Source organism: Chromobacterium sp. CV08 (assembly GCF_051129845.1).
Lineage (GTDB): Bacteria > Pseudomonadota > Gammaproteobacteria > Burkholderiales > Chromobacteriaceae > Chromobacterium.
The window spans coordinates 501,393-527,452 of sequence record NZ_CP150453.1 but is presented as its reverse complement, the minus strand read 5'-3'; the positions used below and the strand labels follow the sequence as shown (position 1 = coordinate 527,452).

At 65.8% G+C, this 26,060-nt stretch carries 26 protein-coding genes; 7 read left to right on the top strand and 19 right to left on the bottom strand.

Going from position 1 to position 26,060, the window contains the following annotated elements; translation table 11 throughout:
* Positions 1-99: 99 nt before the first annotated feature.
* From WNM05_RS02550 to WNM05_RS02505, 10 genes are all read right to left on the bottom strand, one after another.
* Positions 100-585, bottom strand: a complete 486-nt coding sequence (locus tag WNM05_RS02550; RefSeq protein ID WP_434632233.1) for a GNAT family N-acetyltransferase — start codon at positions 583-585, stop codon at positions 100-102.
* A gap of 186 nt (positions 586-771) precedes the next feature.
* Positions 772-1,479, bottom strand: coding sequence for an HAD family hydrolase (locus tag WNM05_RS02545; RefSeq protein WP_434632231.1), 708 nt, complete (start codon positions 1,477-1,479; stop codon positions 772-774).
* Complete coding sequence (locus WNM05_RS02540) at positions 1,476-1,685, bottom strand: hypothetical protein (RefSeq protein WP_434632230.1); 210 nt, start codon at positions 1,683-1,685, stop codon at positions 1,476-1,478. The genes WNM05_RS02545 and WNM05_RS02540 overlap by 4 nt, the downstream gene beginning before the upstream one ends.
* Positions 1,686-1,780: 95 nt before the next feature.
* Positions 1,781-2,053, bottom strand: coding sequence for a hypothetical protein (locus tag WNM05_RS02535; protein ID WP_434632228.1), 273 nt, complete (start codon positions 2,051-2,053; stop codon positions 1,781-1,783).
* On the bottom strand, positions 2,050-2,448 hold the full coding sequence (locus WNM05_RS02530; protein ID WP_434632227.1) for a hypothetical protein: 399 nt from the start codon (positions 2,446-2,448) through the stop codon (positions 2,050-2,052). The genes WNM05_RS02535 and WNM05_RS02530 overlap by 4 nt, the downstream gene beginning before the upstream one ends.
* Positions 2,449-3,341: 893 nt before the next feature.
* Complete coding sequence (locus WNM05_RS02525) at positions 3,342-3,947, bottom strand: hypothetical protein (protein ID WP_434632225.1); 606 nt, start codon at positions 3,945-3,947, stop codon at positions 3,342-3,344.
* A gap of 779 nt (positions 3,948-4,726) precedes the next feature.
* The gene (gene lpdA, locus WNM05_RS02520) at positions 4,727-6,523 is read right to left on the bottom strand and encodes a dihydrolipoyl dehydrogenase (protein WP_434632223.1); all 1,797 of its coding nucleotides are present in this window, start codon (positions 6,521-6,523) and stop codon (positions 4,727-4,729) included.
* A gap of 114 nt (positions 6,524-6,637) precedes the next feature.
* Positions 6,638-8,305 carry a dihydrolipoyllysine-residue acetyltransferase gene (gene aceF / locus WNM05_RS02515; protein ID WP_434632222.1) on the bottom strand — a complete coding sequence of 556 codons (1,668 nt, stop codon included), beginning with the start codon at positions 8,303-8,305 and terminating at the stop codon, positions 6,638-6,640.
* Between the two features lie 120 nt (positions 8,306-8,425).
* The gene (aceE, locus tag WNM05_RS02510; protein WP_434632220.1) at positions 8,426-11,089 is read right to left on the bottom strand and encodes a pyruvate dehydrogenase (acetyl-transferring), homodimeric type; all 2,664 of its coding nucleotides are present in this window, start codon (positions 11,087-11,089) and stop codon (positions 8,426-8,428) included.
* Between the two features lie 300 nt (positions 11,090-11,389).
* Complete coding sequence (locus WNM05_RS02505; protein WP_434632219.1) at positions 11,390-12,835, bottom strand: M48 family metalloprotease; 1,446 nt, start codon at positions 12,833-12,835, stop codon at positions 11,390-11,392.
* Positions 12,836-12,974: 139 nt separating this feature from the next.
* Here WNM05_RS02505 and WNM05_RS02500 point away from each other — a divergent pair, with 139 nt between their 5' ends.
* The 6 genes from WNM05_RS02500 to rlmH all read left to right on the top strand — a co-directional run bounded on the left by WNM05_RS02500 (position 12,975) and on the right by rlmH (position 17,208).
* Complete coding sequence (locus tag WNM05_RS02500) at positions 12,975-13,961, top strand: DUF2804 domain-containing protein (protein WP_434632218.1); 987 nt, start codon at positions 12,975-12,977, stop codon at positions 13,959-13,961.
* A 9-nt stretch (positions 13,962-13,970) separates the two neighbouring features.
* Positions 13,971-14,723, top strand: a complete 753-nt coding sequence (locus tag WNM05_RS02495) for a hypothetical protein (RefSeq protein WP_434632216.1) — start codon at positions 13,971-13,973, stop codon at positions 14,721-14,723.
* Positions 14,724-15,013: 290 nt separating this feature from the next.
* A complete protein-coding gene (locus WNM05_RS02490; RefSeq protein WP_434632215.1) occupies positions 15,014-15,592 on the top strand; it encodes a beta-class carbonic anhydrase in 579 nt (192 codons plus the stop codon).
* Positions 15,589-16,227: a nicotinate-nucleotide adenylyltransferase gene (gene nadD, locus WNM05_RS02485; protein ID WP_434632213.1), complete on the top strand. Its 639-nt coding sequence runs from the start codon at positions 15,589-15,591 to the stop codon at positions 16,225-16,227. The genes WNM05_RS02490 and nadD overlap by 4 nt, the downstream gene beginning before the upstream one ends.
* A gap of 77 nt (positions 16,228-16,304) precedes the next feature.
* Positions 16,305-16,673, top strand: coding sequence for a ribosome silencing factor (gene rsfS, locus WNM05_RS02480; RefSeq protein WP_101710404.1), 369 nt, complete (start codon positions 16,305-16,307; stop codon positions 16,671-16,673).
* 64 nt (positions 16,674-16,737) lie between these two features.
* Positions 16,738-17,208 (top strand): 23S rRNA (pseudouridine(1915)-N(3))-methyltransferase RlmH, encoded by a 471-nt coding sequence (gene rlmH, locus WNM05_RS02475; RefSeq protein ID WP_434632212.1) that lies wholly within the window; start codon positions 16,738-16,740, stop codon positions 17,206-17,208.
* An 89-nt stretch (positions 17,209-17,297) separates the two neighbouring features.
* On the opposite strand, the gene WNM05_RS02470 is transcribed toward rlmH, so the two are convergent.
* The 9 genes from WNM05_RS02470 to WNM05_RS02430 all read right to left on the bottom strand — a co-directional run bounded on the left by WNM05_RS02470 (position 17,298) and on the right by WNM05_RS02430 (position 25,767).
* A complete protein-coding gene (locus tag WNM05_RS02470; protein ID WP_434632210.1) occupies positions 17,298-17,693 on the bottom strand; it encodes a hypothetical protein in 396 nt (131 codons plus the stop codon).
* A gap of 160 nt (positions 17,694-17,853) precedes the next feature.
* Positions 17,854-19,125, bottom strand: coding sequence for an MFS transporter (locus WNM05_RS02465; RefSeq protein WP_434632208.1), 1,272 nt, complete (start codon positions 19,123-19,125; stop codon positions 17,854-17,856).
* A 130-nt stretch (positions 19,126-19,255) separates the two neighbouring features.
* Complete coding sequence (locus tag WNM05_RS02460) at positions 19,256-19,672, bottom strand: GNAT family N-acetyltransferase (RefSeq protein WP_434632207.1); 417 nt, start codon at positions 19,670-19,672, stop codon at positions 19,256-19,258.
* Positions 19,673-19,772: 100 nt separating this feature from the next.
* Positions 19,773-20,777, bottom strand: coding sequence for a DNA polymerase III subunit delta (gene holA, locus WNM05_RS02455; protein ID WP_434632205.1), 1,005 nt, complete (start codon positions 20,775-20,777; stop codon positions 19,773-19,775).
* The gene (gene lptE, locus WNM05_RS02450; protein ID WP_434632203.1) at positions 20,758-21,315 is read right to left on the bottom strand and encodes an LPS assembly lipoprotein LptE; all 558 of its coding nucleotides are present in this window, start codon (positions 21,313-21,315) and stop codon (positions 20,758-20,760) included. Before lptE ends, holA begins: the two co-directional genes overlap by 20 nt.
* A gap of 82 nt (positions 21,316-21,397) precedes the next feature.
* Positions 21,398-24,016 carry a leucine--tRNA ligase gene (gene leuS, locus WNM05_RS02445; RefSeq protein ID WP_434632201.1) on the bottom strand — a complete coding sequence of 873 codons (2,619 nt, stop codon included), beginning with the start codon at positions 24,014-24,016 and terminating at the stop codon, positions 21,398-21,400.
* 116 nt (positions 24,017-24,132) lie between these two features.
* Positions 24,133-24,936 carry a sulfite exporter TauE/SafE family protein gene (locus WNM05_RS02440; protein WP_434632199.1) on the bottom strand — a complete coding sequence of 268 codons (804 nt, stop codon included), beginning with the start codon at positions 24,934-24,936 and terminating at the stop codon, positions 24,133-24,135.
* A gap of 59 nt (positions 24,937-24,995) precedes the next feature.
* Entirely contained in the window at positions 24,996-25,235 is a 240-nt protein-coding gene (locus WNM05_RS02435; RefSeq protein ID WP_434632197.1) for a hypothetical protein, read from the bottom strand.
* Between the two features lie 58 nt (positions 25,236-25,293).
* A complete protein-coding gene (locus WNM05_RS02430; protein ID WP_434632195.1) occupies positions 25,294-25,767 on the bottom strand; it encodes an EVE domain-containing protein in 474 nt (157 codons plus the stop codon).
* Positions 25,768-25,888: 121 nt separating this feature from the next.
* On the opposite strand from WNM05_RS02430, the gene WNM05_RS02425 reads away from it, so the two are divergent.
* Complete coding sequence (locus WNM05_RS02425; protein WP_434632193.1) at positions 25,889-26,059, top strand: hypothetical protein; 171 nt, start codon at positions 25,889-25,891, stop codon at positions 26,057-26,059.
* Position 26,060 lies beyond the last annotated feature (1 nt).

The following is a 26,060-nucleotide window of genomic DNA, read 5'->3' as shown; positions in this document are numbered from 1 at the left end:
GCCAGCGCATGGCCGTCATGGGACAGAAACGTGTCGACGCTGTCGCCGGCACAAGCGGCAAGGCGAAACGCAATCGCCTGAAGTTCTGTCCCCCGCAACTCAGCCAGCCGCCCGCGCCAGCCACAGGCGGAACCGCACCCGGTGCTGGCCGGGACCACTGTAGTCGTACTCCACCGGCACGCCGTCCACCACGCCCTCTCCGGGCAACAACTCGAAACCCATCCGCTGATGGAAGGCGATGGAGCCGACGTTGCCTGGCGAGGTGATCGCGCGCACCTCGGTACAACCGAAGGCGCCGACCGTCTCGAAGAAACGGCGATACAGACTGCGCCCCACTTCGCGGCCTCGCGCCAGCGGCGACACGCCGACCAGATGGATGTAAGCCTGCTCGGGCTGGGATTGGGAGCGGAAGCCGATCAGGAAGCCAACCACCACAGCCCCCTCGACCGCCGCGAAGCAGGTGGCGGAGAAATGTTCGAAATAGATGCGGTGCAGCAGGTGGCGCACCGGACGACCGCCCCACCAATCGTCCATCTGCGCGGAAAGCGCGGCGAAGTCGCCGGCTTGAATCTGTCGAATCTGCATGCGACAAGCCTTTTCAGCAAGGCCGAGGACGGCATGGCGATCCTCGGGCAAAAGCCGCATTATGCCATTGATATTTCCACTCCGAACAAGTGCGCATGCCAGCGGACAGGGCGCTGTATCTGGCCAAGAACGGCAAACGGGACCGGGGGCGAGCATGGAGCGGCCCGCTCGCGGAACGGAAGGGCGCTAGACAAGCGGCCGAACCAAGACCTCAGCCAATTGGAACAACGAAGATATCGGGAGAGACGGCCGTGCCATCGCCTCCGGCCAGGGATGAAAGCCACTCAACCACACCGGGGTCATCCCGGCGCGTTCCCCGCCCTGCACATCATTGACCGGATGGTCGCCGACATAGCAGCATTCCCCTGGCGCCACGCCCAACGCCTCCGCCGCCGCGCGGAAAATCGCCGCATCCGGCTTTTTCACCCCAGCCGACTCGGAGCTGATGGTCAGTTCAATGGCCGATGCGAACGGCAGCCGCGCCACTTTCTCCAGCCGGGTGCGATGGCTGCCGTTGGAGATCACACCGATGCGGACACGATTGCCACGCAAATAGGCAATCGCCTCCGCCGCGCCGGGCATCGCCGCGGTACAGACGGCGTTGTAGCGTTCCCAATGCGCCAGCAACGCCTCCTGCGTAACCGGCTGCCGCCAGGCTATCGCCGTCTTCAAACCATGGGACACCGCTTGCTTGATCGAACCATGCGGCGAGCCGGCGGGCAGATAGCCGCCGTTGTCGCAACGCTTGACCATCTCTGCGGCCTGACCGGCTCCGCCGGAGCCGATGGCATGGCCAAAGTCATGCCAGAACTGGAGGGCGTAGAGATCGATGCTGTCGTTCCGGTGCACCAGGGTATTGTCCAGATCGAAGAAAACCGCTCTCGGCAGCGTCATGCCACATCGACCAATCCGCCATATTCCGCCGAATACGTGTAGCGGCCATACAGCAGGCCGGCCACGAAATCGGCCGGCAGCTTCACGCCCAAGTTCCGCTCCAGCTTGACGATCCGCTCGTCGCTGGCCGGCGGATTCAGACTCTCCGCCCCTTCCGGCCTGTGCTGAGCCAGCCATGCCTCGAACTGCCACCACGACTCATCCATGCCCAACCTTTCTTTCCGCTACCCGGAAATCACCGCACGCCCAAGAAGAAGGGGCAGCCATCGGACCGCTCCTCACCATCAAACCCGCTTTGCCCTCAGCCGGCAATCCGCCCCATCCGTTCCGCCAGGCGCAAATGGCAGGCGGCAGCCAGTTTGACCAGGTCGGTATTGTTGACCGGCATCCGGCCCGGCTCGGCGATCAGCTCGGCCAAGCCCTCCAGCGTGGCGACGGAGCTAGTGAGGCCGATCAGCTTGCCGTGCGGCCAGCGCTGTTTGTTGTGGCGTTCGTAATCCAGCGCCACCACCCAGCGCGAATGCTGCCAAGGCCCCGGGCCGCGCAGCACCGCCTCCATCACCGCGCGGCTCACCTGCTGCGCCGCCTCGGCGGCAAGGGCCAGCGCCAGAGCAGGCTCTCCACCGTGGAAGCCACCCCGCCCTCATGCAGCAAAGCCGGCCGCGTCTCCTCCTGCCACCAGCGCCGCAGCCGTCTTGCGCCGGGCTTCTTCACCCGCCGGACAACTTCATCGAGCTCGCCTTCGGACAGGCACAACACCGGCTCATCCTCACCGGCCAATAGCAGCAGGCGGCCGGCGGGCTGCTCCAGCAGCGGCAGCAGGGCGTCCACCTCCTGCTTCATCGCGGCGGCGATTTCGGCGGCGACAAACCAGAAACCCTCCTCACGGCGGATGACGCGCAGGGGGAAGCCTTTGGCGTAGTCGAGGCGCAGGGGAGCGTTTACGTCGAGGGGTATGTGGTGGTTCATGGCTAGGCCTCCTCAAGCTGGCTGGATGCTTGGGAACTAGCGGTATGAAACGGGAAGCGACCGAGGACAAGAAGCGCCTCAGCAATACGATTGATCATGGCCATGATAGCCTCCTGGAGAGTTTGAGAGAGGGTTCCACCGTATCGGGGTGGGGGCGCTCTCAACGGCTCCAGGCCGTCCGGGTCCTTACGGATACCCGACACCCCCCTTGATCTCTTGCGACGTGCGAACGCACGCCTAGAAAGAAGGCGTAATGATACCGCCAGAACTGGGCGGATGCAGCTGGAGCTTTGAGAGAACCATCAAACTAGCCTTGCCACAACCTCGTGTCAATGCGCTAAGTATTGGTGCGTAATCAATGCTTTGTATGATATTTCCACGTCTGTTTACTCGTGACGTAAACATGCAGCCTTACTACACTACGGTTACACCTAGTGGGACGCTACCAGCCCTCAGACCGCCCCTGCAGCACGCGAAATCTTGCTCAAAAAGCAGAGTGGCACAACAACCTGACTTAATCGTGTCAACCGTAGTGGGAATTTGCTGCACAAAAGCAAACACCGCACTACTTCTAGTGCGGTGTTCAAAATGAATCTTAGAACAACTCAAGCTGACCAGGGTAAGAGCGCCAGTGCTCACATACGTGCTCAAATCTTCCAAATCGGAAACGCACGTAAGGGCGCACATGGACAGCCTTAGGCCTCAAATAGGCATAACTCACGTTATTCCTCCACTTGGGCTGCGGAGGGCGCTTCTTGCCTACGACAACTGAACCTCCTATACTGGAGGAGGTCGCCGTAGGTGGCGTGGGTTACCCTCCACCACCGGCGCCGTGGTAACGCTAGCTGACTAATAAGGTCATGCAGGTTCTAACCACATCCGAGCCCTCCTTATCAGATCAAATCGTCTGATTCGTTGCTACCAGTCACAGCAGCTTGGATTGATGTACCAGAAACGCTCTCTGCGCCAACAGAGGGCGTTTCTCCATTTAGCAAGTGGCCGTGTGTCTCCATATAGGCCAAGCCACGCTGAGTCAACTGAACAAACCCTAGACGGGGGCTATGTAGAAAGCCAAACTTCCGTCTGTATGCACTTGCAAACGATCGGATTGCCCCACGGTCTACACCCAATTGTTCTTCATTAGAAAAATTCTCCAGCTCATCTAGGCTCTTGCCCTCAACACCAATAAAATTCAGCAACGAAATAACGCTAGTAGAAAGCTTTTTCTTTGGCATTTCGAAGCTTTGATTGCTGGAATTCTGTGAAGAGTATTGCGCAGACGGCGGAGTAATCGGGACAGCCACATTCTCACTTGGCTGCGGCACTACTTGCGGCCTTACCTCATGCGCAACAGTTTTCGACAAGACATTGTCAAGATCATCGGCATTTGCCAACGATTGAAGAACAGCGATGCGTCGTTCGCACTCAACAATTTTTGTCTTGAGCAGCGCGATTTTCGCACGTTCTTGGTCGATGAGAGTTGCATAAGAATGTTCCATATTCCGAATGATACCGTCAGGCAAACTTCGGAGTCAATGATTCCTCACAAGCTATCGCTCCGCAGGCAACCACTTTGCAAACTTACAACATTCCTCACGTCGTCACGTATTCACATTTTGTGATCCATAACGTAACCAACCCGGTAAGCTGGTTTCATCGTAGCGCGTAAAGTACGCCTCCCCTTTGAGGTGACGCACTTTACAGCGGGAACCGAACCGACCTGCCCCATCTCCCCATCAGCGCAAGCCGGCTCCGAAGCCATTTCCAAGGTTTTAAGCCGCCGGCTGTTCGACGCGGGGCGACGTTAGTGCCCCGCTAGTTCCGGCGGCTCCTTGGAAATGGCTTTGGAGCCGGGGTTTCGCCGCGCTGCTGGGGTCGCCTAGGGGTGTCGGGGAGCTGGCGAGACAGCTCCCTGACCTGCCCGGCGGGCAGCCCCGCCATGAAAATCATCGTCCGCGAAGCGGACACCAAACCGCAATACCATAATCGGTGCGTCGCCCCTACGGGGTGACGCACCCTACCCGCACAGCCCCTGGCCCGTTCGCCGGGCGGAAACCGGCACCAAAATCATCCGTCCGCAAAGCGGGCACCAAACCGCAACACCATAATCGGTGCGTCGCCCCTTCGGGGTCACACTCTACCCTTGGAGTCGGACCACCCGCTTGGAGACCCTCCTCCACCAAACCCAATCATCATATCACCCAGCAAAAACAAAAAGGACAAGCCCAAGGCTTGCCCTTTTTCCATCAGATGGCGATCAATCAACCGCCGATCAAACTTACTTCTTGCGTTGCGGCGGCAGGTCCGTGCAGGTGCCGTGCGCCACTTCCGCCGCCATGCCGATGGATTCGCCCATCGTCGGGTGCGGGTGGATGGTCTTGCCGATGTCGGTCGCGTCGCAACCCATCTCGATCGCCAGGCAGACCTCGCCTATCATGTCGCCGGCGTGCGGGCCGACGATGCCGCCGCCGATGATCTGGTGGGTCTCGGCGTCGAAGATCAGCTTGGTGAAGCCTTCGTCGCGGCCGTTGGCGATGGCGCGGCCGGAGGCGGCCCACGGGAACACGCCTTTCTCGATCTTCAGGCCCTGCTTCTTGGCTTCGTCCTCGGTCACGCCCACCCAGGCCACTTCCGGATCGGTGTAGGCCACGCCCGGGATCACGCGGGCGTCGAAGTAGGACTTCTGGCCCGCGCAGTTTTCCGCCGCCACGTGGCCTTCATGCACGCCCTTGTGCGCCAGCATAGGCTGGCCGACGATGTCGCCGATGGCGAAGATGTGCGGCACATTGGTGCGCTGCTGCTTGTCCACCTGGATGAAGCCGCGGTCAGTCACCGCGATGCCGGCGTTTTCCGCGCCGATCAGCTTGCCATTCGGCGCGCGGCCGGTCGCGTACAGCACCAGGTCGTAGCGTTGCGCCTCCTTCGGAGCCTGCTCGCCCTCGAAGGTCACCCACACGCCGTCATCCTTCGGCTCCACGGCCACGGTCTTGGTGTTCAGCATGATGTTGTCGAAGCGGTGGGCGTTCCACTTCTGCCATACCTTGACCAGGTCGCGGTCGGCGCCCTGCATCAGGCCGTCCATCATTTCCACCACGTCCAGGCGCGCGCCCAGCGTCGAGTAGACGGTGCCCATTTCCAGGCCGATGATGCCGCCGCCGATGATCAGCATGCGCTTGGCCACGCCCTTCAGTTCCAGCGCGCCGGTGGAGTCCACCACGCGCGGGTCGTTCGGGATGAAGGGCAGCTTCACCACGCGGGAGCCGGCGGCGATGATGGCGTTCTTGAACTTGACGATCTTCTTCTCGCCGGACGCTTCGCGGCCCTGGCCGGTGGTCAGCGAGACTTCGATGTGGTGCGGATCGATGAAGTGGCCGTTGCCGCGCACGATCTCCACCTTGCGCGCCTTGGCCATGCCGGCGAGGCCGCCGGTCAGCTTGGCGATGACCTTTTCCTTGTAGCCGCGCAGCATGTCGATGTCCACTTCCGGCTTGCCGAACTTGATGCCGTTGGCGGCCAGGTGGCTGACTTCGTCTATCACCGCGGCATTGTGCAGCAGCGCCTTGGACGGAATGCAGCCCACGTTCAGGCACACGCCGCCGAGGGTGGCGTAACGCTCGACGATGACCACCTTCAGGCCCAGGTCGGCCGCGCGGAAGGCGGCGGAGTAACCGCCGGGGCCGCCGCCCAGCACCATCACATCGCATTCGATGTCCGCGCCGCCGCTATGGGAGGCGGCGACCGGAGCGGACTGCGGCGCGAAGCCGGCCTGGGTGGTGGCGGAGGCGACGCCGACGGTTTCCACCGGCTTCGGGGCGGCCGGAGCCGCGGCTGCGCCGGCGGCTTCCAGGATGACGACCACGTCGCCTTCGGAGACTTTGCCGCCCACGGCGACGCGCACTTCCTTGACGGTGCCGGCGGCTTCGGCCGGCACTTCCATCGTGGCCTTGTCGGTTTCCAGCGTGATCAGGCTGGCTTCTTTTTCAATCACGTCGCCCGGTTTGACGAACACTTCGATCACGTCCACGTTGCTGTGGCCGCCGATGTCCGGGACTTTCAATTCGATCAGATTGCTCATGGTGATCCATTCAATCCATGTAGGGCGGGTTCGCCGCCTTAGCGGCCACCCACCGGAAATATGGAACGGCGGGAGGCGGCGCCGGCGCCGCGATCCCGCCCTACGGACGCCCGATTACAGGATCAGACGGCGCACGTCGGTCAGCAGCTTGCCCAGGTGCACGGTGAAGCGCGCAGCGGCCGCGCCGTCGATCACGCGGTGATCGAAGGACAGGGAGAGCGGGCACATCAGGCGCGGCTGGAATTCCGAACCGTTCCACACCGGCTTGATCTGCGACTTGCAGACGCCGAGGATGGCCACTTCCGGCGCGTTCACGATAGGCGTGAAGCTGGTGCCGCCGATGCCGCCCAGGGACGAGATGGTGAAGGTCGCGCCCTGCATGTCGGTCGGCTTCAGCTTGCCTTCGCGGGCCAGCTTGGACAGGTCGGTCAGTTCCTGGGCGATCTGGCGCAGGCCCTTCTTGTCCGCGTCCTTGATCACCGGCACCACCAGGCCGTTAGGCGTGTCGGCGGCGAAGCCGATGTGGTAGTACTGTTTCAGCACCAGGTTGTCGCCGTCCAGCGAGCTGTTGAAGGTCGGGAAGGCCTTCAGCGCCTCGGCGGCGGCCTTGATGATGAAGGCCAGCGGGCTGATCTTCAGGCCGGACTTTTCCCATTCCTTGCCCACGGTCTTGCGGAAGTCTTCCAGTTCGGTGATGTCGCACTCGTCGTTGAACGTGACGTGCGGAATCATCACCCAGTTGCGCGACAGGTTCGCGCCGGAAATCTTCTGGATGCGGGACAGCGGCTTGGTCTCGATCGGGCCGAACTTGGCGAAGTCCACCTTCGGCCACGGCAAGAGATCCAGACCCACGCCGGAGCCCGCCGACGCGGCGGCCGGGGCCAGCACGGCCGGGTTCTGCATCACGCCCTTGACGAAGGCCTTGACGTCGTCCTCGGTGATACGGCCCTTGCGGCCGTTGCCCTTGACCTTGCCCAGGTCCACGCCCAGTTCGCGCGCCAGGCGGCGCACGGACGGACCGGCGTGGGCCTTGGAGAAGGCGATTTCGTCGATGGCGGCGGACACGGCGGCGGCGACCGGCGCCACGGCGGGCGCGGCTGCAGGCGCGGCGGCGACCGGGGCCGGAGCGGCAGGGGTGGCTGCCGGAGCCGGCGCAGCGGCTGCAACCGGAGCGGAAGCGGCGACAGCGCCTTCCACCACGACGATCAGGTCGCCTTCGCTGACCTTGTCGCCCACCTTGATCTTCACTTCCACCACCTTGCCGGCGGCGGTGGCCGGCACTTCCATCGTGGCCTTGTCGGTTTCCAGCGTGATCAGGCTGTCGTCGACGGCGATTTGGTCGCCCACTTTGACCGTCACTTCGATCACGTCGACGCCGTTGTGCCCGCCGATATCCGGCACGCGGATTTCGCTGCGGCCGGAAGCGGCCGGGGCAGCAGGCGCGGCGGCGGGCGCGGCGGCCACCGGAGCCGGGGCTGCGGCCGGAGCGGCTGCGGGCGCCGGCGCCGGCGTGGCTGCCGGGGCCGGAGCGGACGCGGCGGCGCCCACTTCGATGATGGCGATCACGTCGCCTTCGGAAATCTTGCCGCCGACGACGGCTTTGACTTCCTTGACCACGCCGGCGGCTTCGGCCGGCACTTCCATCGTGGCCTTGTCGGTTTCCAGCGTGATCAGGGAGTCGTCCACGGACACGGTCTGGCCCGGGGCGATGAATACTTCGATGATGTCTACATTGCTGTGGCCGCCGATGTCGGGCACTTTCAGTTCGATCAGATTGCTCATGAGCTTTCCATTCGTAAGGCGGAATCCCCTGTCGGGGCCTTCCGCCGGATATCCGCTACAGATTCGCTTGCCTTGCAAAGACGGAAGGCCCCGGCCTGGGCCGGGGCTTCCGTCCTGCGATTACACCTTCCAGCTCGGCAGCTTGTCGGTCTTGATGCCGTACTTGGCAATGGCCTCGGCCACCTTGGCGCCGTCGATCTTGCCGTCGCGGGCCAGGGCGGACAGGGCCGCCAGCGCCACGTGGTAGCGATCCACCTCGAAGAAGGAGCGCAGATTGGCGCGGCTGTCCGAGCGGCCGAAGCCGTCGGTGCCCAGCACGACGTAGCGGCCCGGCACGTAGGCGCGGATCTGGTCGGCGTAGTTGCGGATGTAGTCGGTCGCGGCGATCACCGGGCCGTTGCGGCCGGCCAGCTGCTGCTCGACGTAGGAGGAGCGGGCCTCGGCGGTCGGGTTCAGCAGATTGTGGCGCTCGGCTTCCATGCCGTCGCGGCGCAGCTGGTTGAAGGAGGTCACGCTCCAGATGTCGGCGCCGATGCCGAAATCGTTCTTCAGCAGATCGGCCGCGGCCATCACTTCGCGCAGGATGGTGCCGGAGCCCATCAGCTGCACCTTGAGCTTGGCGTCGCCGCCGTCCTGCAGCAAATACATGCCCTTCAGGATGCCCTCTTCCGCGCCCGCCGGCATCGCCGGGTGAACGTAGTTTTCGTTCATCAGGGTCAGGTAGTAGAAGACGTCTTCCTGCTCGGCGTACATGCGGCGCATGCCGTCCTGGACAATCACGGCCAGCTCGTAGGCGAAGGTCGGATCGTAGCTGATGCAGTTCGGGATCAGGCCGGCCTGGATGTGGCTGTGGCCGTCTTCGTGCTGCAGGCCTTCGCCGTTCAGCGTGGTGCGGCCGGCGGTGCCGCCCAGCAGGAAGCCGCGGGCGCGCATGTCGCCGGCAGCCCAGGCCAGGTCGCCGATGCGCTGGAAGCCGAACATCGAATAGTAGATGTAGAACGGAATCATCGGCTGGCTGCTGTTGGCGTAGCTGGTCGCCGCGGCGATCCAGTCGGCCATCGCGCCCGGCTCGTTGATGCCTTCCTGCAGGATCTGGCCGTCCTTCGATTCCTTGTAGAACATCAGCTGGTCATGGTCCTGCGGCACGTAGTTCTGACCCTGGGTGGACCAGATGCCGTATTGGCGGAACATGCCTTCCATGCCGAAGGTGCGGGACTCGTCCGGCACGATGGGCACCACGCGCTTGCCGATGTTCTTGTCCTTCATGATGGTGCCCAGCATACGGACGAAGGCCATCGTGGTGGAGAACTCGCGGTCGCCCGACGATTGCAGCTGCGCGTCGAAGGCGGACAGTTCCGGCACCGCCAGCGGGTGGTTGACCGGCTTGCGGGCCGGCAGGTAGCCGCCCAGCGCCGCGCGGCGTTCGCGCATGTACTTCATTTCCGGGCTGTCTTCGGCCGGCAGGTAGTACGGCACCTTCGGCAGGTCCTCGTCGGACACCGGGATGCCGAAGCGGTCGCGGAAGTTGCGCAGGCTGTCCAGGTCCATCTTCTTGGCCTGGTGCGCGATGTTCTTGGCTTCGCCGGACGCGCCCATGCCGTAACCCTTGATGGTCTTGGCCAGGATCACGGTCGGACGGCCGTTGGCGTTGTGGGTGGCTTCGTGGTAGGCCGCGTACACCTTGTGCGGGTCATGGCCGCCGCGATTGAGATTCCAGATCTCTTCGTCGGACATATTGGCCACCATCTCGCGCAGCTCCGGATACTTGCCGAAGAAGTGCTCGCGAACATAGCCGCCGTCCTTGGACTTGAAGGTCTGGTAGTCGCCGTCCACGCACTCGTCCATGCGCTTCTTCAGCAGGCCCTTGGTGTCCATGGCCAGCAGCGGGTCCCAACGGGAGCCCCAGATCACTTTCAGCACGTTCCAGCCGGAACCGCGGAAGTCGCCTTCCAGTTCCTGGATGATCTTGCCGTTGCCGCGCACCGGACCGTCCAGGCGCTGCAGATTGCAGTTGATCACGAACACCAGGTTGTCCAGGCCTTCGCGGGCGGCCATGGCGATCGCGCCCAGCGATTCCGGCTCGTCCATCTCGCCGTCGCCGCAGAAGCACCACACCTTGCGGCCCATGGTCTTGGCCAGGCCGCGGCTTTCCAGGTACTTCAGGAAGCGGGCCTGGTAGATGGCCATCAGCGGGCCCAGGCCCATCGATACGGTCGGGAATTGCCAGAAATCCTTCATCAGCCACGGGTGCGGATAGGAGGACAGGCCCTGGCCGTCCACTTCCTGGCGGAAGTTGTCCATCTGCTCGGCGGTCAGGCGGCCTTCCATGAAGGCGCGGGCGTACACGCCCGGGGCGATGTGGCCCTGGAAGTAGATCAGGTCGCCGTCCTGGTTTTCGTTCTGGGCGCGCCAGAAATGGTTGAAACCGACGTCGTACAGCGTGGCGGAGGACTGGAAGGACGCGATGTGGCCGCCCAGTTCCAGATCCTTCTTGCCGGCGCGCAGCACCATGGCGGCGGCGTTCCAGCGGTTGATCGAGCGGATGCGGTGTTCCATCTCGTGGTTGCCCGGCGACTTGGCTTCCTTGCCGACGGGGATGGTGTTCTGGTACGCGGTGGTGGCGTCAAACGGCAGGTGGGCACCGCGACGACGGGTGCGCTCGACCATGGTTTCCAGCAGGAAGTGCGCGCGCTCCGCGCCTTCGTTGTCCAGCACCGATTCCAGCGCTTCAGTCCACTCCTGGGTTTCCAACGGATCGATATCGTCAGGGAAAGTTGCAGCCATCTCTGGTCCTCACAGCGGGTGACATCGGGGACCGCATCTGCTTGGCCGGCCCCGCGTTTATGCTCTATTGACTCGAATGCGAGCCAATTATTTGATTTGCGATTATAAACGAACAGATTCGCAAATAAAAATGTTCATTTTCGAATAAGCGCAATGTGACCCAGCCAGTGTACGACTGGAAGGATTCGCAAAGGAATAGCCGTCTGGGCCTAAGACAGCGGGAAGGCGCGAAAAAAACGGATGCTGCGCCGCGTCATGTTGTTTTTTTGCGATAAAAAGTGCGAACTTGAAACAATTGTTTCAATTCCGCGCAGCCTTGCGTTCGTCCTTGGCCAGCCGTTCCACCTCGCGCAATCTGGCCTCCAGCATCGAGCGCAGATAGAAATCGTCGCCCTTGGCCTTGCCGGCCAGCTGGTACTGCTCCAATGCCGACGAATAGCGCTGTTCGTAATAGAACGCATTGCCCAGCGCCGCGTGGTAGCGCAGCGGGTCGGCGTCGGCGTACAACCTGGCCTCGCGCCGGTACAGCGCCGGATCGTCCTGCCTGTCGTTCAGCAGTTGGCGCAGCAGCGCCTGCGCCTCCTTGCGGTCGTCGCTGTCCAGCGCCACGTCTATCCGGGCCAGCTGCAGCGCCGCGTTGCGCGGGAAGGCGGCCAGGCCGGCGCGGGCGGCGCGCGCGGCGGCGGCCCAGTCGCGTCCGTCGCGGGCGATCTCCACGTCCAGGCCGTACAGCATCGCGTCGTCCGGCAGCTTGGCGCGGGCCTTGGCCAGCGCCTCTGCGGCGCCGACGCGATCATGCCGCGCCAGCTTGGCGCGCGCCAGGCCGTACCAGTGCGCGCCCTCGTTCAGATACAAGCCGCGCGCCAGCGTGCTGTCGTAATAGGAGACCGCCTCCTCCGGCGTCATCGTCAAGACGCGCAGCTTCTCGCGCACCAGCAGGTAGTCGACGCTGTCGGCGCGCATCCGCACCGGATAGTCCAGCGAGCGGTTCTGCGCCTCGCTGATCCGCTCCAGCGTCACCGGGTGCGTGCGCAGGAAGGCATAGGCCATGGTGTCGCTGTAGCGGCCGGCCTGCTCCAGCCGCTGGAAGAAGGAGGACATGTAGCGGACGTCGAAGCCGGCCGCGGCCATGTACTGCATGCCGACGCGGTCGGCCTCGCGCTCGAAATCGCGAGAGAACGCCAGCTGGCGCGAGATCGACAGGCCCATGCCGGCCGACACCGCGCCCATCGCGCCTTCGCCGCTGCCGGCCTTGGCCGCCAGCGCGGCGGCGACGATGGTGCCCAACAGCAGCAAGGGACTGGTGGCGCTGTTGGCGGCCTGCATCCGCGCGATGTGGCGCTGGGCGACGTGGGCGGTTTCGTGGCCGAGCACCGCGGCCAGCTCGCCCTCGTTCTGGGTGGCCAGGATCAGGCCGATGTTGACGCCGACATAGCCGCCCGGCATCGCGAAGGCGTTGATGCCGGTGTCGCCGACGCAGAAATAGGTGAAATGGACGCCGGGCACCGCGGCGGCGGCGGCCAGCCGGCCGCCGATGCTGTTCAGGTAGGCGTTGATCTCGGCGTCGTCCAGCACGTCGCCGGCCTCGCGCATCGCGCGCAGCGCGTCGCGGCCGATGCGGGCCTCGTCGGACGGAGACAGCGAGGCGTCGGAAATCTCGCCGAGGTCGGGCAGATCGGCGCGGACGGACAAGGGCTGCGCCAGCATGGCGGCCAGCAGCACGGACAACAGGCGGCGTTTCATCATGGGGCTTATGATAGCCGCCTTCCCGGCAAAGTTGCATGCGCGCCGCCGCCCCCATCGCTAAACGTTTGTTGCCGGCTGTCATGACGAGGGGATTCCGGCTAGACTCGTCGATGCCCGGAACACGGAACACGACGCCGCCATGCACAGCCTGCCTCCCGCCCCGCTTCGCCTGACCACCGCCGCCGGCGCCGCCGCCTTCGGCGCCTACCAGGGCATCGTGCCCGAAGCAGACTGGCGCGCGCTGGCGCTGACGCCGCTGCAGCGGCTGACCCGCCGGCTGCACCACAAGCGCTGGCAGTACGTCGCCATCGCAGCCGCCGATTTCCTGATAGGCGCGGCCGCCGTCGACGTCGGCTGGAACGGTACCGCCTTCGCCTATCTGTTCGACCGCCGCGCCGGCCGGGTGGCCGCCGCCGCCAGCGCCAACGGCATGCCGGGCTTCGGCGTCTCGGTGGCCGAGCAGGCCTTCGGCGACGCCCGCTTCCGCTTCGGCGGCGTCGATCTGCGCTTCGCGCGCGGCGGCGACGCGCTGCGGCTGACGCTGACCAGCCGCGAACTGCAGCTGGACGCGACCATGGACCTGGCGGCGATGCCGCCGGTGCTGGCGGCGATCGCGCCGGCCAACTACCTGGCGCACAGCACCCACAAGAGCGGCGGGCTGCCGGTCCGCGGCGAGGCCCGCTGCGCGGCCGGCCGCTTCGACCTCGCCGGCGCGGTGGCCTCGCTCGACCATTCCAACGGCCTGCTGGCGCGCGAGACCCGCTGGCTATGGGCCAGCGCCCATGGCCGCGGCCTGGGCTTCAATCTGCAACAGGGCTATATGGGCGACGCCGAGAATGCCGTCTGGCTGGACGGCCGGCTGTTCGCCGTCGGTCCGGTCGTCTTCGACTACGACGCCGGCGCCCCGCTGAAGCCGTGGCGCATTCGCAGCGCCGACGGCCTGGTCGACCTGGTGTTCACGCCTGAGGGCGCCCGGCGCGAGGACAAGAATCTGATCGTCGCCGCCAGCCGCTACGTGCAGCCGATAGGCCGCTTCGACGGCGCGCTGACCGATCCGGCCGACGGCGCGCGCCACCGGGTGGAGGCGCTGGCCGGCGTCGCCGAGGACCATTTGTCGCGCTGGTAGGATGGAAAGATGTTCTTATTGAAGTTGCTGCTGGTGCCGGCGCTGATCTGGCTGATCAGCGCCGCCGCCAAAAAATGGGGGCCGGGCGTAGCCGGCGCGCTGGCCGGCTTTCCGGTCATCACCGGGTCCATCCTGCTGATCCTGGCGCTGGAGCAGGGACCGGCCTTCACGCGCCAGGCGGCGCTGGGGTCGGCGCTGGGCACCAGCGCCAATATCGCCTTCGGCATCGCCTACGGCTGGGCGACGCTGCGCTGGCGCTGGCCGGCCTGCCTGGCCTTCGGCCTGGCCGGCTATGCCGCCGCGGTGGCGCTGGGCCATGCCGCGGCGCCGGCCCCATGGCTGGGCGCCGCCTTCGGCCTGGCCTTCCTGAGCGTGGCCGGCCGCCTGTTTCCGCGGCCGCCGCCTGAATCGGAAACCGCGCCGCCGCGCCCGGCCGGCCTGGCGCCAAGAATGCTGGCCGGCGCCCTGCTGGTGCTGGCCATCACCAGCGTCTCGCAGCGTCTGGGCCCGGCGCTCAGCGGCTTGCTGGCGGTGTTTCCGGTACTGGGCAGCGTGATGGCGGTATTCACCCACACCGGCTCCGGCAGCGCCGCCGCGATACGGCTGCTGCGCGGCATGGTGCGCGGCTTCTATTCCTTCGTCGCCTTCTGTCTTTGCCTGGCCTGGACGCTGGCGACGCTGCCGACGGCCGCGGCCTTCGCGGCGGCGCTGTTGCTGGCGGTGCTGGTGCAACTGGCGGTGATGTGGCGCGGCCGCCACTGAACGGAACAGGGCCATGCACCCGGCCCGCAGCGGACTGCGGTAAGATTGAAAAATACCGCTCCGCCCCAAACTGCATCGTCCATGCGGCTGTCGGCGGCTGTTCTTCGCCCAGCGACTGGTGGTAGCATGCCGCCCGGAATAGAGCAAAAGCCCCACATCCTGTTCAGAATCCTTTTGCGAGCGCCCCGCGCCGCGACAGACCTTGAACCGGTCCCCAGAGCGAATTCACCTGTGCGCCCGCCGGACGCACAGGTGAATCCGTCCCGATATCCGCATAGGAAACCGCCCACATGGACCGACTGAATACCCTGCTCGACCACAACCGCGCCTTCGTCGAAAACCGCGAGTACGAGCAGTTCAAGACCGACAAGTTTCCCGGCAAGGGCCTGGCCATCCTCGCCTGCATGGACGCGCGCCTGGTGGAGCTGCTGCCGAAGGCCATGGGCCTGAAGAACGGCGACGCCAAGCTGATCAAGAACGCCGGCGCGCTGATCACCCATCCATGGGGCTCGGTGATGCGCAGCCTGATCATCGCCGTATACGAATTGCGCGCCGAGGAAATCTGCGTCGTGGCCCACCACGATTGCGGCATGCGCGCGATCGACCCGAACAAGGTGCTGAGCCACGCCCAGGAGCGCGGCGTCAGCGAAGACACCATCGCCACGCTGCGCGCGGCCGGCATCGATCTGGACACCTGGCTGAAGGGCTTCGACAACGTCGCCGACAGCGTGCGCCATTCGGTGCAGACCATACGCAACCACCCGCTGATGCCGAAGGACATTCCGGTGCACGGCCTGGTCATCCATCCGTCCACCGGTCGCCTGGAGGTGATCGTCAACGGCTACGGCGACGACGCCCAGAACGCATGAGCGTCCGCGTCGGCGTGTTCGGCGGCACCTTCGACCCGATACACCACGCCCATCTGAGAATGGCGCGCGCCTTCGCCGCCGAACTGGCGCTGGACGAGGTGAGGCTGATACCGGCCGGACAGCCGTACCACCGCGACCAGGGGCCTGCCGCCAGCGCCGCCCAAAGGCTGGAGATGGCCCGCTTGGCCGTCGCCGGCGACGCCGCACTGACGGTGGACGCGCGCGAGGTCCTGCGCGACCGGCCGGCCTATACCGTGGACACGCTGGGCGAGTTGCGCGCCGAGCTCGGCGCAAGCGCCGAGCTGTGGTTCCTGGTCGGCGGAGACGCGCTCGCCGGGCTGGCGTCGTGGAAGGACTGGCGCCGGCTGTTCGCGCTGGCCAACCTCGCCGTCGCGCTGCGCCCGGGCTTCGATCCCGCCGCCTTGCCGCCTGCGGTGCGGCAGGAATGGCGCGCCCGCCAAGTCTCTGATTTTTCAAATCGAACGGCTTCCGGTACAATCCGCCCCCTGGCCCTGCCGCCGCTCGACCTGTCCGCCACCCGCCTGAGGGCGCTGCTGGCCGCCGGCGAGCCGGTGGACGGCCTGATCGCCCCCGCCGTGCTGGCCTATATCCGCCGGCAACGGCTATACCGGTAGGGCACCGCCCTACCCGCTCTTTTGGTACCTCTTGCCGGCGCCTGTGCCTGCTATGTACCGGCACAGGAAAAGGAACCATGGAAATTCAAGAAATCAGCAAACTGGCTGTCGAGGCCCTGGAAGACGTCAAGGGCAAGGACATCATCGAGCTGGACACCAGCAATCTGACCTCGCTGTTCCAGCGCATGATCGTCGCCACCGGCGACTCCAACCGCCAGGTTAAGGCGCTGGCCAACAGCGTGCAGGTCAAACTGAAGGAAGCCGGCGTGGACATCGTCGGCAGCGAAGGCCACGAAAGCGGCGAATGGGTGCTGGTGGACGCCGGCGACGTGGTGGTGCACGTGATGCTGCCGGCCGTCCGCGACTACTACGACATCGAGGCGCTGTGGGGCGGCCAGAAGCCCAGCTTCGCGCTCGGCGCCGCCAAGCCGTGGTCGGCGGTATAAGCTGACCGAAAAAGGGCGGGTTCTCCCGCCCTTTCGTTTTTCCCCCTCTGCAGAGCCCCTCCCGATGAAGATCACCATCCTCGCCGTCGGCACCAAGATGCCGCGCTGGGTCGACGAAGCCTATTCCGACTACGCCAAGCGCTTCGGCCGCGACATCGCGCTCGAGCTCAAGGAGATCAAGCCGGAGAAGCGCGGCGGCGGCGTCACCGCCGAGAAAGGCATCGCCGCCGAGCACGAGCGGCTGATCGCCGCCATCCCGCCGCGCGCGCGCCTGGTGGTGATGGACGAGCGCGGCAAGAACTGGACCTCGGTCAAGCTGGCCGAAGGCCTGAAGGAATGGATGGCCGGCGGCGACGACGTTGTCTTCGTCATCGGCGGCGCCGACGGCCTGGCGCCCGAGCTGAAACAGCGCGCCGACGTGCTGCTGCAACTGTCGGCGATGACGCTGCCGCACGGCATGGTGCGGGTGATGCTGGCCGAACAGATCTACCGCGCCTACTCGATACTGAACAACCACCCCTACCACCGCGAATAACCGGCCTCGGCCGCAGGTCCGAGTCCCGATCCCAAAACGATCGCCCGGCGCAAACGCGCCGGGCGATCGTCATCCCGCGCCGCGGCCGCCTACTGCAGACGCTTGCGCAGCTCCGGTTCCAGATTGGCCCGGCGCAACGGCCACAGCAGGCTGGCGCCGGCCAGCACCGATACGCCGTTGACCAGCACGCCGGCCACATGCAGAAAGCCCCAGCCCCCCTGCAGGCCGCCTTGCAGATGGTTGAGGCCCAACAATAGGGACAGGCCGCACAACAAGGCCACCAACTGGCGCTCCGAGGCAGGCTCGGCATGCAGACGACACAATAGATACGTCGCCAGCACCAGATCGAAAATCGCGATTTCAGCCTGCCAGCCCGCCGACAGCGCCCAGACCGTGCCGGCCGCCATCCACTGCGGCGCCAGCAAATGTCCGATGCCGCCGGCGATGGCCGCGAACGCCCACGCCCTGACATACCAGGAACCCATAGCCCCTCCCGATGTTTTTACATCCAAGCACACGCTGCGCCGGCGCGCCGACGCCCCCCTTGCCACGTGAAGCCAGACTGCCTTTCTCCGAGCGCCGTCCGGCGGATCGGATCCCACATCAGATACTTGCTACCGGAAAACCCGTCTCTCCATCTTGTTTTCAAACCAGTTGGGCGCGCTGCCGCCGGATGCGCAGCACCAGGACCGAGGCCAGCAGACACAAGGCGCCGGCGCTCATCGTCGCGGCGACATAGCTGCCCAGGCTGTTGCGCAGCAGGCCGGCCCCCAGCGCCGCGAACGCCGCGCCCAGCTGGTGCCCGGCCACGATCCAGCCGAACACCACCGCGGCCCGCTCGCTGCCGAAGGCTTCGGCCGTCAACTTCAAGGTCGGCGGCACCGTCGCCACCCAGTCCAGGCCGTAGAACAGCGCGAACAGCGGCAGACCGTAAAAATAGGCGAAACCGAAAGCCTGCGGCAAGTAAAGCAAGGCCAGGCCCCGCAAACCGTAATAGCAAAAAAGCAGGGCCTGCGCAGAAAAGCGGTCGGACAGCCAGCCCGACAACGTGGTTCCCAGCAGGTCGAACATGCCCATCACCGCCAGCAGGCCGGCGCCGCGCACCGGTGTCAGGCCGTAGTCGCCGCACATGGCGATGAAGTGGGTGCCGATATAGCCGTTGGTGCTGGCCCCGCAGATGAAGAAGCTGGCGAACAGCAGCCAGAAGTCGCGCGAACGCGAGGCCTGCTGTAGCGCGTCCCAGGCGATGCGCACCGGATGATGACGCGGCGGGACGGCCGCCGGCGCGTCGTCGGGCTCGCCCAATGGCTTCAGGCCTATGCTGGCCGGCCGCTCCGGCAGCAGCAGCCACACCAGCGGCGCGATGACGGCGGCGCAGCCGGCCAGCAGCCATACCGTGCCGCGCCAGCCGTGATGCTCGGTCAGCCAGGCCATCAGCGGCAGGAACACCAGCTGGCCGGTGGCCGAGCTGGCGGTCAGCACGCCCATCGCCAGGCCTCGGTGGCGGACGAACCAGCGGTTGACCACCGAGGCGCCCAGCGTCATCGCGGTGGCGCCGGTGGCGCAACCGACCAGCCATCCCCACAACAGCTGCAGCTGCCAGTTGCTGCGCATCAGGCCGGACAGGGCGACGCCGCCGGCCAGCAAGGCCAGCGCCGAAATGACCGTGCGCCTCAGGCCGAAACGCAGCATCGCCGCCGCGGCGAACGGCCCCATCAGGCCGAACAAGGCCAGATTGATGGCCAGGGCCAGCGAGATGACGGAGCGGCTCCAGCCGAACTCGCGCTCCAGCGGCACCATCATCACGCTGGGCGCCGACCGGATCGCCGCGGTGATCAGCATCACCAGGAAAGTGACGGCGACGACGATCCAGCCGTAATGGACGCGGCCGCGGACCCACGCGCTCAAACCGTCCATGCTCCACCTCGCCTTCGCCGGAAACGCTTTTCTCAGCCTAGCAAGAAATACGGCAATCTACGGCCTGTTTCCATCGGCCGCCGCTTATCCACAGGAAGGATGGATTTCCACAATTATCCACAGCGCACCGCTACCGGCGCCAGGACATCGCGCTCAAGCGCGGCCGGAGCTGGAATCCCAGCCTTTCAAAGAACGGCTCGCGGCCGGCCAGCGCCTCGCAATAGACATGGCCGGCGCCGCAACGGGCGATGAACTCGCGCGCCAGCGCGCCGCCGATGCCGGCGCCCTCGCAGTCGCGGCGGACGATGATTTCAGCCAGCCAGCCGTACTGCCAGCCGTCGCTGAAACCGCGCGCCCACCCTAGCAACTGGCCATCGGCCATCGCGCATACGCCCAGGCCAGAGCGAAAAGCCGCGGCCATCGCCGACAGATCGAACGCGTCCGCCTCGCCCCAACCGTGGCCGGCGTACAGTCGCGCCGCCTGCGGCAACATCTCGGCCGGCAGCCCGGCCAGATCGTGCAGGACATATCCACAGCCATCCGCCATGTCTCGCCCCGGAAGTCAAAACGACGAGTGTACCCGCCGCCGCGGAGCATGCGAAATGCAAACGGGCCGCTTGCGCGGCCCGTCGGAACGGTCAGGTCTGTCAGGCGGCAAGCGACACGGCCAGCGCCCGCATCGTCTGCCAAGGCTCGCCCGGCTCCACGCCCTTGATCTGACGGTCTACGCGGGCGCACTCGGACAGCGCGGCCATCAGCTTGCGCGGACCGATGCGGCGCAGCGCCGGCTCGGCCAGCTTCTGCTTCTCGCCCCACAGCTTCAGCTCTCGCGCCATGTCGCGCAGCTGGCGGCCATCCTTCAAGCCCTGCCTGAGCTTCAACAGCATGCGCACGTCCTCGGCCAGCGACCACAGCACCAGCACCGGCGCCTCGCCCTCGGCCATCAGGCCGTCCAGCATCCGCGTCAGCCGCGGCGTGTCGCCGGCCAGCCAGGACTCGGACAGCTGGAACACGTCGAAGCGGGCGACATTGGCCACGGCGGCCTGCAGATCGGCCAGGCTCAGCTCGCCCTTCGGATACAGCAAGGCCAGCTTGTCCACCTCCTGGCGCGCGGCCAGCAGATTGCCCTCGACCCGCTCGGCGAAGAACACCAGCGCCTCCTGCCCCAGCTGCTGGCCCTGCGCCTTCAGCCGGCGCGCGATCCAGGCCGGCAGCTCGGCCCTGCCGACCGGGCGCGCCTCGACCACCGTCGCCGCCTTGTCCAGCGCGGTGAACCACTTGCTCTGCTGCTGGGTCCTGTCCAGCTTGGGCAGCGTGATCAGCGTCACCGTGTCCTGCGGCGGCGCGGCCGCCAGCCGCTGCAGCGCCTCGCCGCCTTCGGCGCCGGGCTTGCCGCCGGGAATGCGGATCTCCAGCAGTTTCAGCGAGGCGAACAGCGACACGCTGCTCATCGAATCGCTGAGCTGCGACCAGTCGAAGCCGGCCTCCACCGTCAGCACTTCGCGCTCCAGGTAACCGGCGCCGCGGGCCGCCGCGCGGATGGCGTCGGCCGCCTCCAGCGCCAGCAGCGCCTCCTCGCCGTGCACCACATAGAGCGGCGCCAGCTCCCTGGCCAGCGCCGCGCCCAGCGCGTCAGGGCTTGAGGTCGGCATTGGCGGGCTTCACGCTCTGCGGTCCGGCCGGCGACGCGGACGGCACCGGCAGATAGGCCAGACGGCGCACGATCTGCTCGGCGGCGTCGCGGCGGGCGTCGGCCCACAGCAGATCCTCTTCCTGCTGCTTGCCGAGAATGGCGTTGTCGGAGTAGTTCATCGTGCGGCGCACGGTCACCGTCATGTCCGGCTCGATCGGCACGCCGCCTATCACCACCCTCACCAAGGCGGTGTAGGTCAGCTGGTACTCGTTGATCTTGCCGCCGACATTGATGGTCAGGATGTCCTTGGCCTGGTTTTCATTGACCACGCTGAGCACCGCCTGCGCGCTCTTCGGCGAATCGGTCAGCGTCAACTTGGGCTGACGCGCCAGCACGGTGCTCAGATCGGGAGCGATGGCATTGTTGCCGGCCTCCAGATACAAGGTGGAGAACGGCAACGGCTTGATCGCTCCGCCCAGGCCGCGCAGATGGAAGCCGCAGGCGGTCAGCAACAAGGCGAAACCAGCCAGCAGCGCGAATCTCAGAGAGTGTTTCATTGCATCCCCCGTGGCGGACGGACCGCCAGGCAAAACGGCGCGGCAAGACTCTCGTCCCGCCGCGCCGCGATGGTGGTCAGGATCAGACTACGATGTTCACGAGGCGGCCCGGCACGACGATGATCTTCTTCGCCGGCTTGCCTTCCATGAACTTGATCACGTTCTCGTGCGCCAGCGCGGCGGCCTCGATCGCGTCCTTGGCGGCGTCGGCGGCCACGGTCACGCTGCCGCGCAGCTTGCCGCAGACCTGTACCATCAGCTCGATCTCGCTCTTCACCAGCGCGGCCTCGTCCACCTTCGGCCAGGACTGGGCCAGCAGCTCGGTGCCCGGCTTCAGCTCGCTCCAGATGCCGTCGCAGACGTGAGGCACGATGGGCGACAGCAGCAGGGTCGCGGCCTCCAGCACTTCCTGCGCCACGGCGCGGCCGGTCTCGCCGGAGGTGTCGGCCTTGTCGTAGGCGTTCAGCAGCTCCATCACCGCGGCGATGGCGGTGTTGAACTGCTGGCGGCGGCCGTAGTCGTCGGCGACCTTCTGGATGGTGCCGTGCAGCTTGAAGCGCAGCTCCTTCTGGCTGGCGTTCAGCTCGCCCGCGGCGTACGGTGCCACCACGCCGGCCTCGACGTGCTCGCGCGCGGTTTTCCACAGGCGCTTCAGGAAGCGGAAGGCGCCCTCGACGCCGGCGTCGGACCACTCCAGGCTCTGCTCGGGCGGCGCGGCGAACATCATGAACAGGCGCGCGGTGTCGGCGCCGTATTTCTCGATGAATTCCTGCGGATCGACGCCGTTGTTCTTGGATTTGGACATCTTCTCGATGCCGCCCACCACCACCGGCAGGCCGTCGACGCGATGCTTGGCGGCGACGATCTTACCCTTGGCGTCGCGTTCCAGGATGACGTCCTGCGGCGCGATCCAGTCCTTGGTGCCGTTGGGCAGGTCGCGGTAGAAGGTCTCGCACACCACCATGCCCTGGGTCAGCAGGCTCTTGAACGGCTCGTCCGACGACACCAGGCCTTCGTCGCGCATCAGCTTGTGGAAGAAGCGCGCGTACAAGAGGTGCAGGATCGCGTGTTCGATGCCGCCGACGTATTGGTCGACCTGCAGCCAGTAGTCGGCCGCCTGCTTGTCCACCATCGCGGTGTCGCACTTCGGGCTGGCGTAGCGGGCGTAGTACCAGCTGGACTCGACGAAGGTGTCCATCGTGTCGGTTTCGCGCTTGGCCGCACCGCCGCACTTCGGGCAGGACGTCTCGTAGAATTCAGGCATTTTGGCCAGCGGAGAGCCGGCGCCGTCCGGAATCACGTTTTCCGGCAGCGTCACCGGCAGGTCCTTTTCCGGCACCGGCACGTCGCCGCAGCTCGGGCAGTGGATGATGGGGATAGGGCAGCCCCAGTAGCGCTGGCGGCTGATGCCCCAGTCGCGCAGCCGGTACTGGGTCTTCTTCCGGCCCAGGTTCCTGGCCTGCAGGTCGCCGATGATGGCGTCGAAGGCGGCTTGGTAGCCCAGGCCGTCGTACTTGCCGGAATTGACCGTCTTCACGGTGTCGTCCTTGGCGCCGTACCACTCCTGCCAGTTGGCGGCGTCGTATTCGCCGTCGCCGGACACCGGCGCGATCACCTGCTTGATCGGCAGCGCGTACTTGTTGGCGAATTCGAAATCGCGCTCGTCGTGCGCCGGCACGGCCATCACCGCGCCTTCGCCATAGCCCCACAACACGTAGTTGGCCACCCATACCGGCAGCTTGTCGCCGGTCAGCGGATGGATCACGGACAGGCCGGTCGGCATGCCCTTCTTCTCCATCTTGGCGACGTCGGCCTCGGCGACGGAGCCGGACTTGCACTCGGCGATGAAGGCCTGCAGTTCGGCGTTGCCGGCCGCGGCCTGGGTGGCCAGCGGATGCTCGGCGGCGACGGCGACATAGGTCGCGCCCATCAGCGTGTCCGGACGGGTGGTGTAGACCTTCAACTCACCGTTGTGGCCGATGCTCGCCTCGTCGTACGGGAAGACCACGTCAGAGCCGTAGCTCTTGCCTATCCAGTTGCGCTGCATGGTCTTGACCTGCTCCGGCCAGCCGTCCAGCTTGTCCAGGTCCGCCAAGAGCTGATCGGCGTAGTCGGTGATGCGGAAGTAGTACATCGGGATTTCGCGCTTTTCCACCAGCGCGCCCGAACGCCAGCCGCGGCCGTCGACCACCTGCTCGTTGGCCAGCACGGTCTGGTCCACCGGGTCCCAGTTGACCACGCCGTTCTTCTTGTAGATCACGCCCTTCTCGAACAGGCGGGTGAACAGCCACTGCTCCCAGCGGTAGTAGTCCGGCTTGCAGGTGGCCAGCTCGCGCTCCCAGTCCAGGGCGAAGCCCAAACTATCCAACTGGGTTTTCATATATTCGATGTTGGCGTAGGTCCACGCCGCCGGCGCGCCGCCGTTCTTCATCGCCGCGTTCTCGGCCGGCAGGCCGAAGGCGTCCCAGCCCATAGGCTGCAGCACATTGAAGCCCTGCAGGCGCTTGAAGCGGGCCAGCACGTCGGTGATGGTGTAGTTGCGCACATGGCCCATGTGCAGCTTGCCGGACGGATACGGGAACATCGACAGCGCGTAGTACTTGGGGCGGGAAGCGTCTTCCACGGCCTTGAAGGCGGCGGTTCTCTGCCATTTCTGCTGCGCGGCGCCTTCCAGCTCGCGCGGGGAGTAGTGTTCTTGCATGTCCGGGGTCTTTGCTATTTCAGAAAACGAATCGCTCGATTATATCGGCAAAAGCGGGGAAAAGGACATGCCGGGAAGTGGACAGAATGTCCGATTTCCGCACAAAAACAAGGCGTTCACAGCAGCCGGTACAGCATTTCGCTGGCCATCGTCGCCATCAGCAGCGCGAACGCCTTCTTCAGGCGGGGAACCGGCAGCCTGTGCGCGGCCCGCGCGCCCAACGGCGCGAACAGCACCGTCATCAGCATCAGCGCCAGCATGGACGGCAGATGCACGAAGCCGGCGCTGCCCCACGGCAGACCGGAGATGCCCCAGCCGCTGATCAGATATCCGATGGCGCCGGAGATCGCGATGGGCCAGCCCAACGCCGCGCTGGTGCCTATCGCCGTATGCACAGGGACGTTGCACCAGCTCATGAAGGGCACGCTCATCGAGCCCCCGCCTATGCCCACCCAGCTGGAAACCATGCCTATGGCGCCGCCGGCGGCGCCCTGGCCGGCCCAGCCCGGCATCCCCCGCCCGCCCTTCGGCTGGCGGCCGATCAGCATCTGCGCCGCCACCGCGTAGGCATAGACGACGAAGAACCAGCGCAGCGCGGCGCCGGAAATCCAGCCGGCGATCAGGCTGCCTAGCAGCGTGCCGGCCACCATCGCCGGCGCCATCCCGCGGACGATGCGCCAGTTCACCGCGCCCTTCCTGTGGTGGGCCCGCACGCTGGACAGGCTGGTGAACATCATCACCGCCAGCGAGGTGCCGACCGCCAGATGCTGCACATGCTCGCCGCCCAGATGCGCCGCCATCAGCGCCCAGCCCAGCACCGGCACGATGATCAGGCCGCCGCCGACGCCCAGGAGGCCGGCCATGAAACCGGCGACGGCGCCGCAGGCCAGCAGCGCGGCCAGCAATTCATACGACAACATGGCCGCTCCTTTTTCCGATGCCAGTCCCCATCATGCCAAAGAATCCCCCCGCTCCGCACTTAAACGCGCGCCGTCCTCGCCGCGGCGGCGGAGCCAACGCCGGCGGATCGCCCGCCTGCACGGCTCAGCCCCATAACGGGCGGCCAGATACGCCAACAGCGACGAAGCGGCGACAACAGGCTGCCCAAAAGGCTGCCCTTGAGGCCATACGCCAGCATGGAGTGCAGCAGCAGCACGCAGCCGATGGCAATGCCGCGCAGGCAATCTATGCGCGGATTGCGCGGTTCGATGGAAGACATGGCGCGTCCCGGAATGGCAAGGCCAAAATATTACACAGGAATATCCGTGCGCCAAGCATCAGCGCGGCAGGCTCACGTCCAGCAAATCCATCAGATACGCCCACTCCTCGTCCGTCACCGGCGTGATCGACAGGCGGTTGCCGCGCTTCAGCACCGTCATGCCGTCCAGCGGCGGATGCTCGCGCAGCTCGGCCGGCGGCAGCAGCCGCGTCTTCCTGACGAAGCGCACGTCGACGCACTGCCAGCGCGGATTGGCGGCATCGGATTTCGGATCGTGGTAGGGGCTGGCCGGATCGAACTGGCTGGAGTCCGGATGCGCGGCGGAAGCCACTTCGGCGATGCCGGCGATGCCCGGCTCCGGGCAGGACGAGTGCCAGAACAGCAGCAAGTCGCCGGGGCGCATGTCGTCGCGCATGAAATTGCGCGCCTGGTAGTTCCGCACGCCGGTCCATTCGAAAAGCCGCCGCGGTTCCGCGGCCAGATGGTCTATCGAGGTCTCGTCCGGTTCGGACTTCATCAGCCAGTAGCGCATGGGCAATATCTGTTAATCGCTGAGTGGGTGGGGAAAGACTTGCTCAATCTTACCGGAAAGATTACTTCGTATGCTGGCGGTAACGGGACAGGCAGCTGTCCGGTATCACAGGAGCACGAAAATGAAACAATGGATTCTGGCCGTCGTCGCGGTCGGCAGCCTGGCAGGCTGCGTGGTGGCCCCGCCCTATGCCGGCGTCGCGCCGGGCCCGGTGGTGGTGCGGCCGGCGGTGGTGGTGCCGGTGACCCCGGTGTATTACTACGGCTACGGTCCGCGCCGCGGCTGGCGCTAAG

Excerpts from the sequence above, each read along its gene's own strand:
- WNM05_RS02550 (WP_434632233.1), bottom strand. The coding sequence starts at position 585 with ATGCAGATTCGACAGATTCAAGCCGGCGACTTCGCCGCGCTTTCCGCG.
- WNM05_RS02545 (WP_434632231.1), bottom strand. The coding sequence starts at position 1,479 with ATGACGCTGCCGAGAGCGGTTTTCTTCGATCTGGACAATACCCTGGTG.
- WNM05_RS02540 (WP_434632230.1), bottom strand. The coding sequence starts at position 1,685 with ATGGATGAGTCGTGGTGGCAGTTCGAGGCATGGCTGGCTCAGCACAGG.
- WNM05_RS02530 (WP_434632227.1), bottom strand. The coding sequence starts at position 2,448 with ATGAACCACCACATACCCCTCGACGTAAACGCTCCCCTGCGCCTCGAC.
- WNM05_RS02525 (WP_434632225.1), bottom strand. The coding sequence starts at position 3,947 with ATGGAACATTCTTATGCAACTCTCATCGACCAAGAACGTGCGAAAATC.
- lpdA (WP_434632223.1), bottom strand. The coding sequence starts at position 6,523 with ATGAGCAATCTGATCGAATTGAAAGTCCCGGACATCGGCGGCCACAGC.
- aceF (WP_434632222.1), bottom strand. The coding sequence starts at position 8,305 with ATGAGCAATCTGATCGAACTGAAAGTGCCCGACATCGGCGGCCACAGC.
- aceE (WP_434632220.1), bottom strand. The coding sequence starts at position 11,089 with ATGGCTGCAACTTTCCCTGACGATATCGATCCGTTGGAAACCCAGGAG.
- WNM05_RS02505 (WP_434632219.1), bottom strand. The coding sequence starts at position 12,835 with ATGATGAAACGCCGCCTGTTGTCCGTGCTGCTGGCCGCCATGCTGGCG.
- WNM05_RS02500 (WP_434632218.1), top strand. The coding sequence starts at position 12,975 with ATGCACAGCCTGCCTCCCGCCCCGCTTCGCCTGACCACCGCCGCCGGC.
- WNM05_RS02495 (WP_434632216.1), top strand. The coding sequence starts at position 13,971 with ATGTTCTTATTGAAGTTGCTGCTGGTGCCGGCGCTGATCTGGCTGATC.
- WNM05_RS02490 (WP_434632215.1), top strand. The coding sequence starts at position 15,014 with ATGGACCGACTGAATACCCTGCTCGACCACAACCGCGCCTTCGTCGAA.
- nadD (WP_434632213.1), top strand. The coding sequence starts at position 15,589 with ATGAGCGTCCGCGTCGGCGTGTTCGGCGGCACCTTCGACCCGATACAC.
- rsfS (WP_101710404.1), top strand. The coding sequence starts at position 16,305 with ATGGAAATTCAAGAAATCAGCAAACTGGCTGTCGAGGCCCTGGAAGAC.
- rlmH (WP_434632212.1), top strand. The coding sequence starts at position 16,738 with ATGAAGATCACCATCCTCGCCGTCGGCACCAAGATGCCGCGCTGGGTC.
- WNM05_RS02470 (WP_434632210.1), bottom strand. The coding sequence starts at position 17,693 with ATGGGTTCCTGGTATGTCAGGGCGTGGGCGTTCGCGGCCATCGCCGGC.
- WNM05_RS02465 (WP_434632208.1), bottom strand. The coding sequence starts at position 19,125 with ATGGACGGTTTGAGCGCGTGGGTCCGCGGCCGCGTCCATTACGGCTGG.
- WNM05_RS02460 (WP_434632207.1), bottom strand. The coding sequence starts at position 19,672 with ATGGCGGATGGCTGTGGATATGTCCTGCACGATCTGGCCGGGCTGCCG.
- holA (WP_434632205.1), bottom strand. The coding sequence starts at position 20,777 with ATGCCGACCTCAAGCCCTGACGCGCTGGGCGCGGCGCTGGCCAGGGAG.
- lptE (WP_434632203.1), bottom strand. The coding sequence starts at position 21,315 with ATGAAACACTCTCTGAGATTCGCGCTGCTGGCTGGTTTCGCCTTGTTG.
- leuS (WP_434632201.1), bottom strand. The coding sequence starts at position 24,016 with ATGCAAGAACACTACTCCCCGCGCGAGCTGGAAGGCGCCGCGCAGCAG.
- WNM05_RS02440 (WP_434632199.1), bottom strand. The coding sequence starts at position 24,936 with ATGTTGTCGTATGAATTGCTGGCCGCGCTGCTGGCCTGCGGCGCCGTC.
- WNM05_RS02435 (WP_434632197.1), bottom strand. The coding sequence starts at position 25,235 with ATGTCTTCCATCGAACCGCGCAATCCGCGCATAGATTGCCTGCGCGGC.
- WNM05_RS02430 (WP_434632195.1), bottom strand. The coding sequence starts at position 25,767 with ATGCGCTACTGGCTGATGAAGTCCGAACCGGACGAGACCTCGATAGAC.
- WNM05_RS02425 (WP_434632193.1), top strand. The coding sequence starts at position 25,889 with ATGAAACAATGGATTCTGGCCGTCGTCGCGGTCGGCAGCCTGGCAGGC.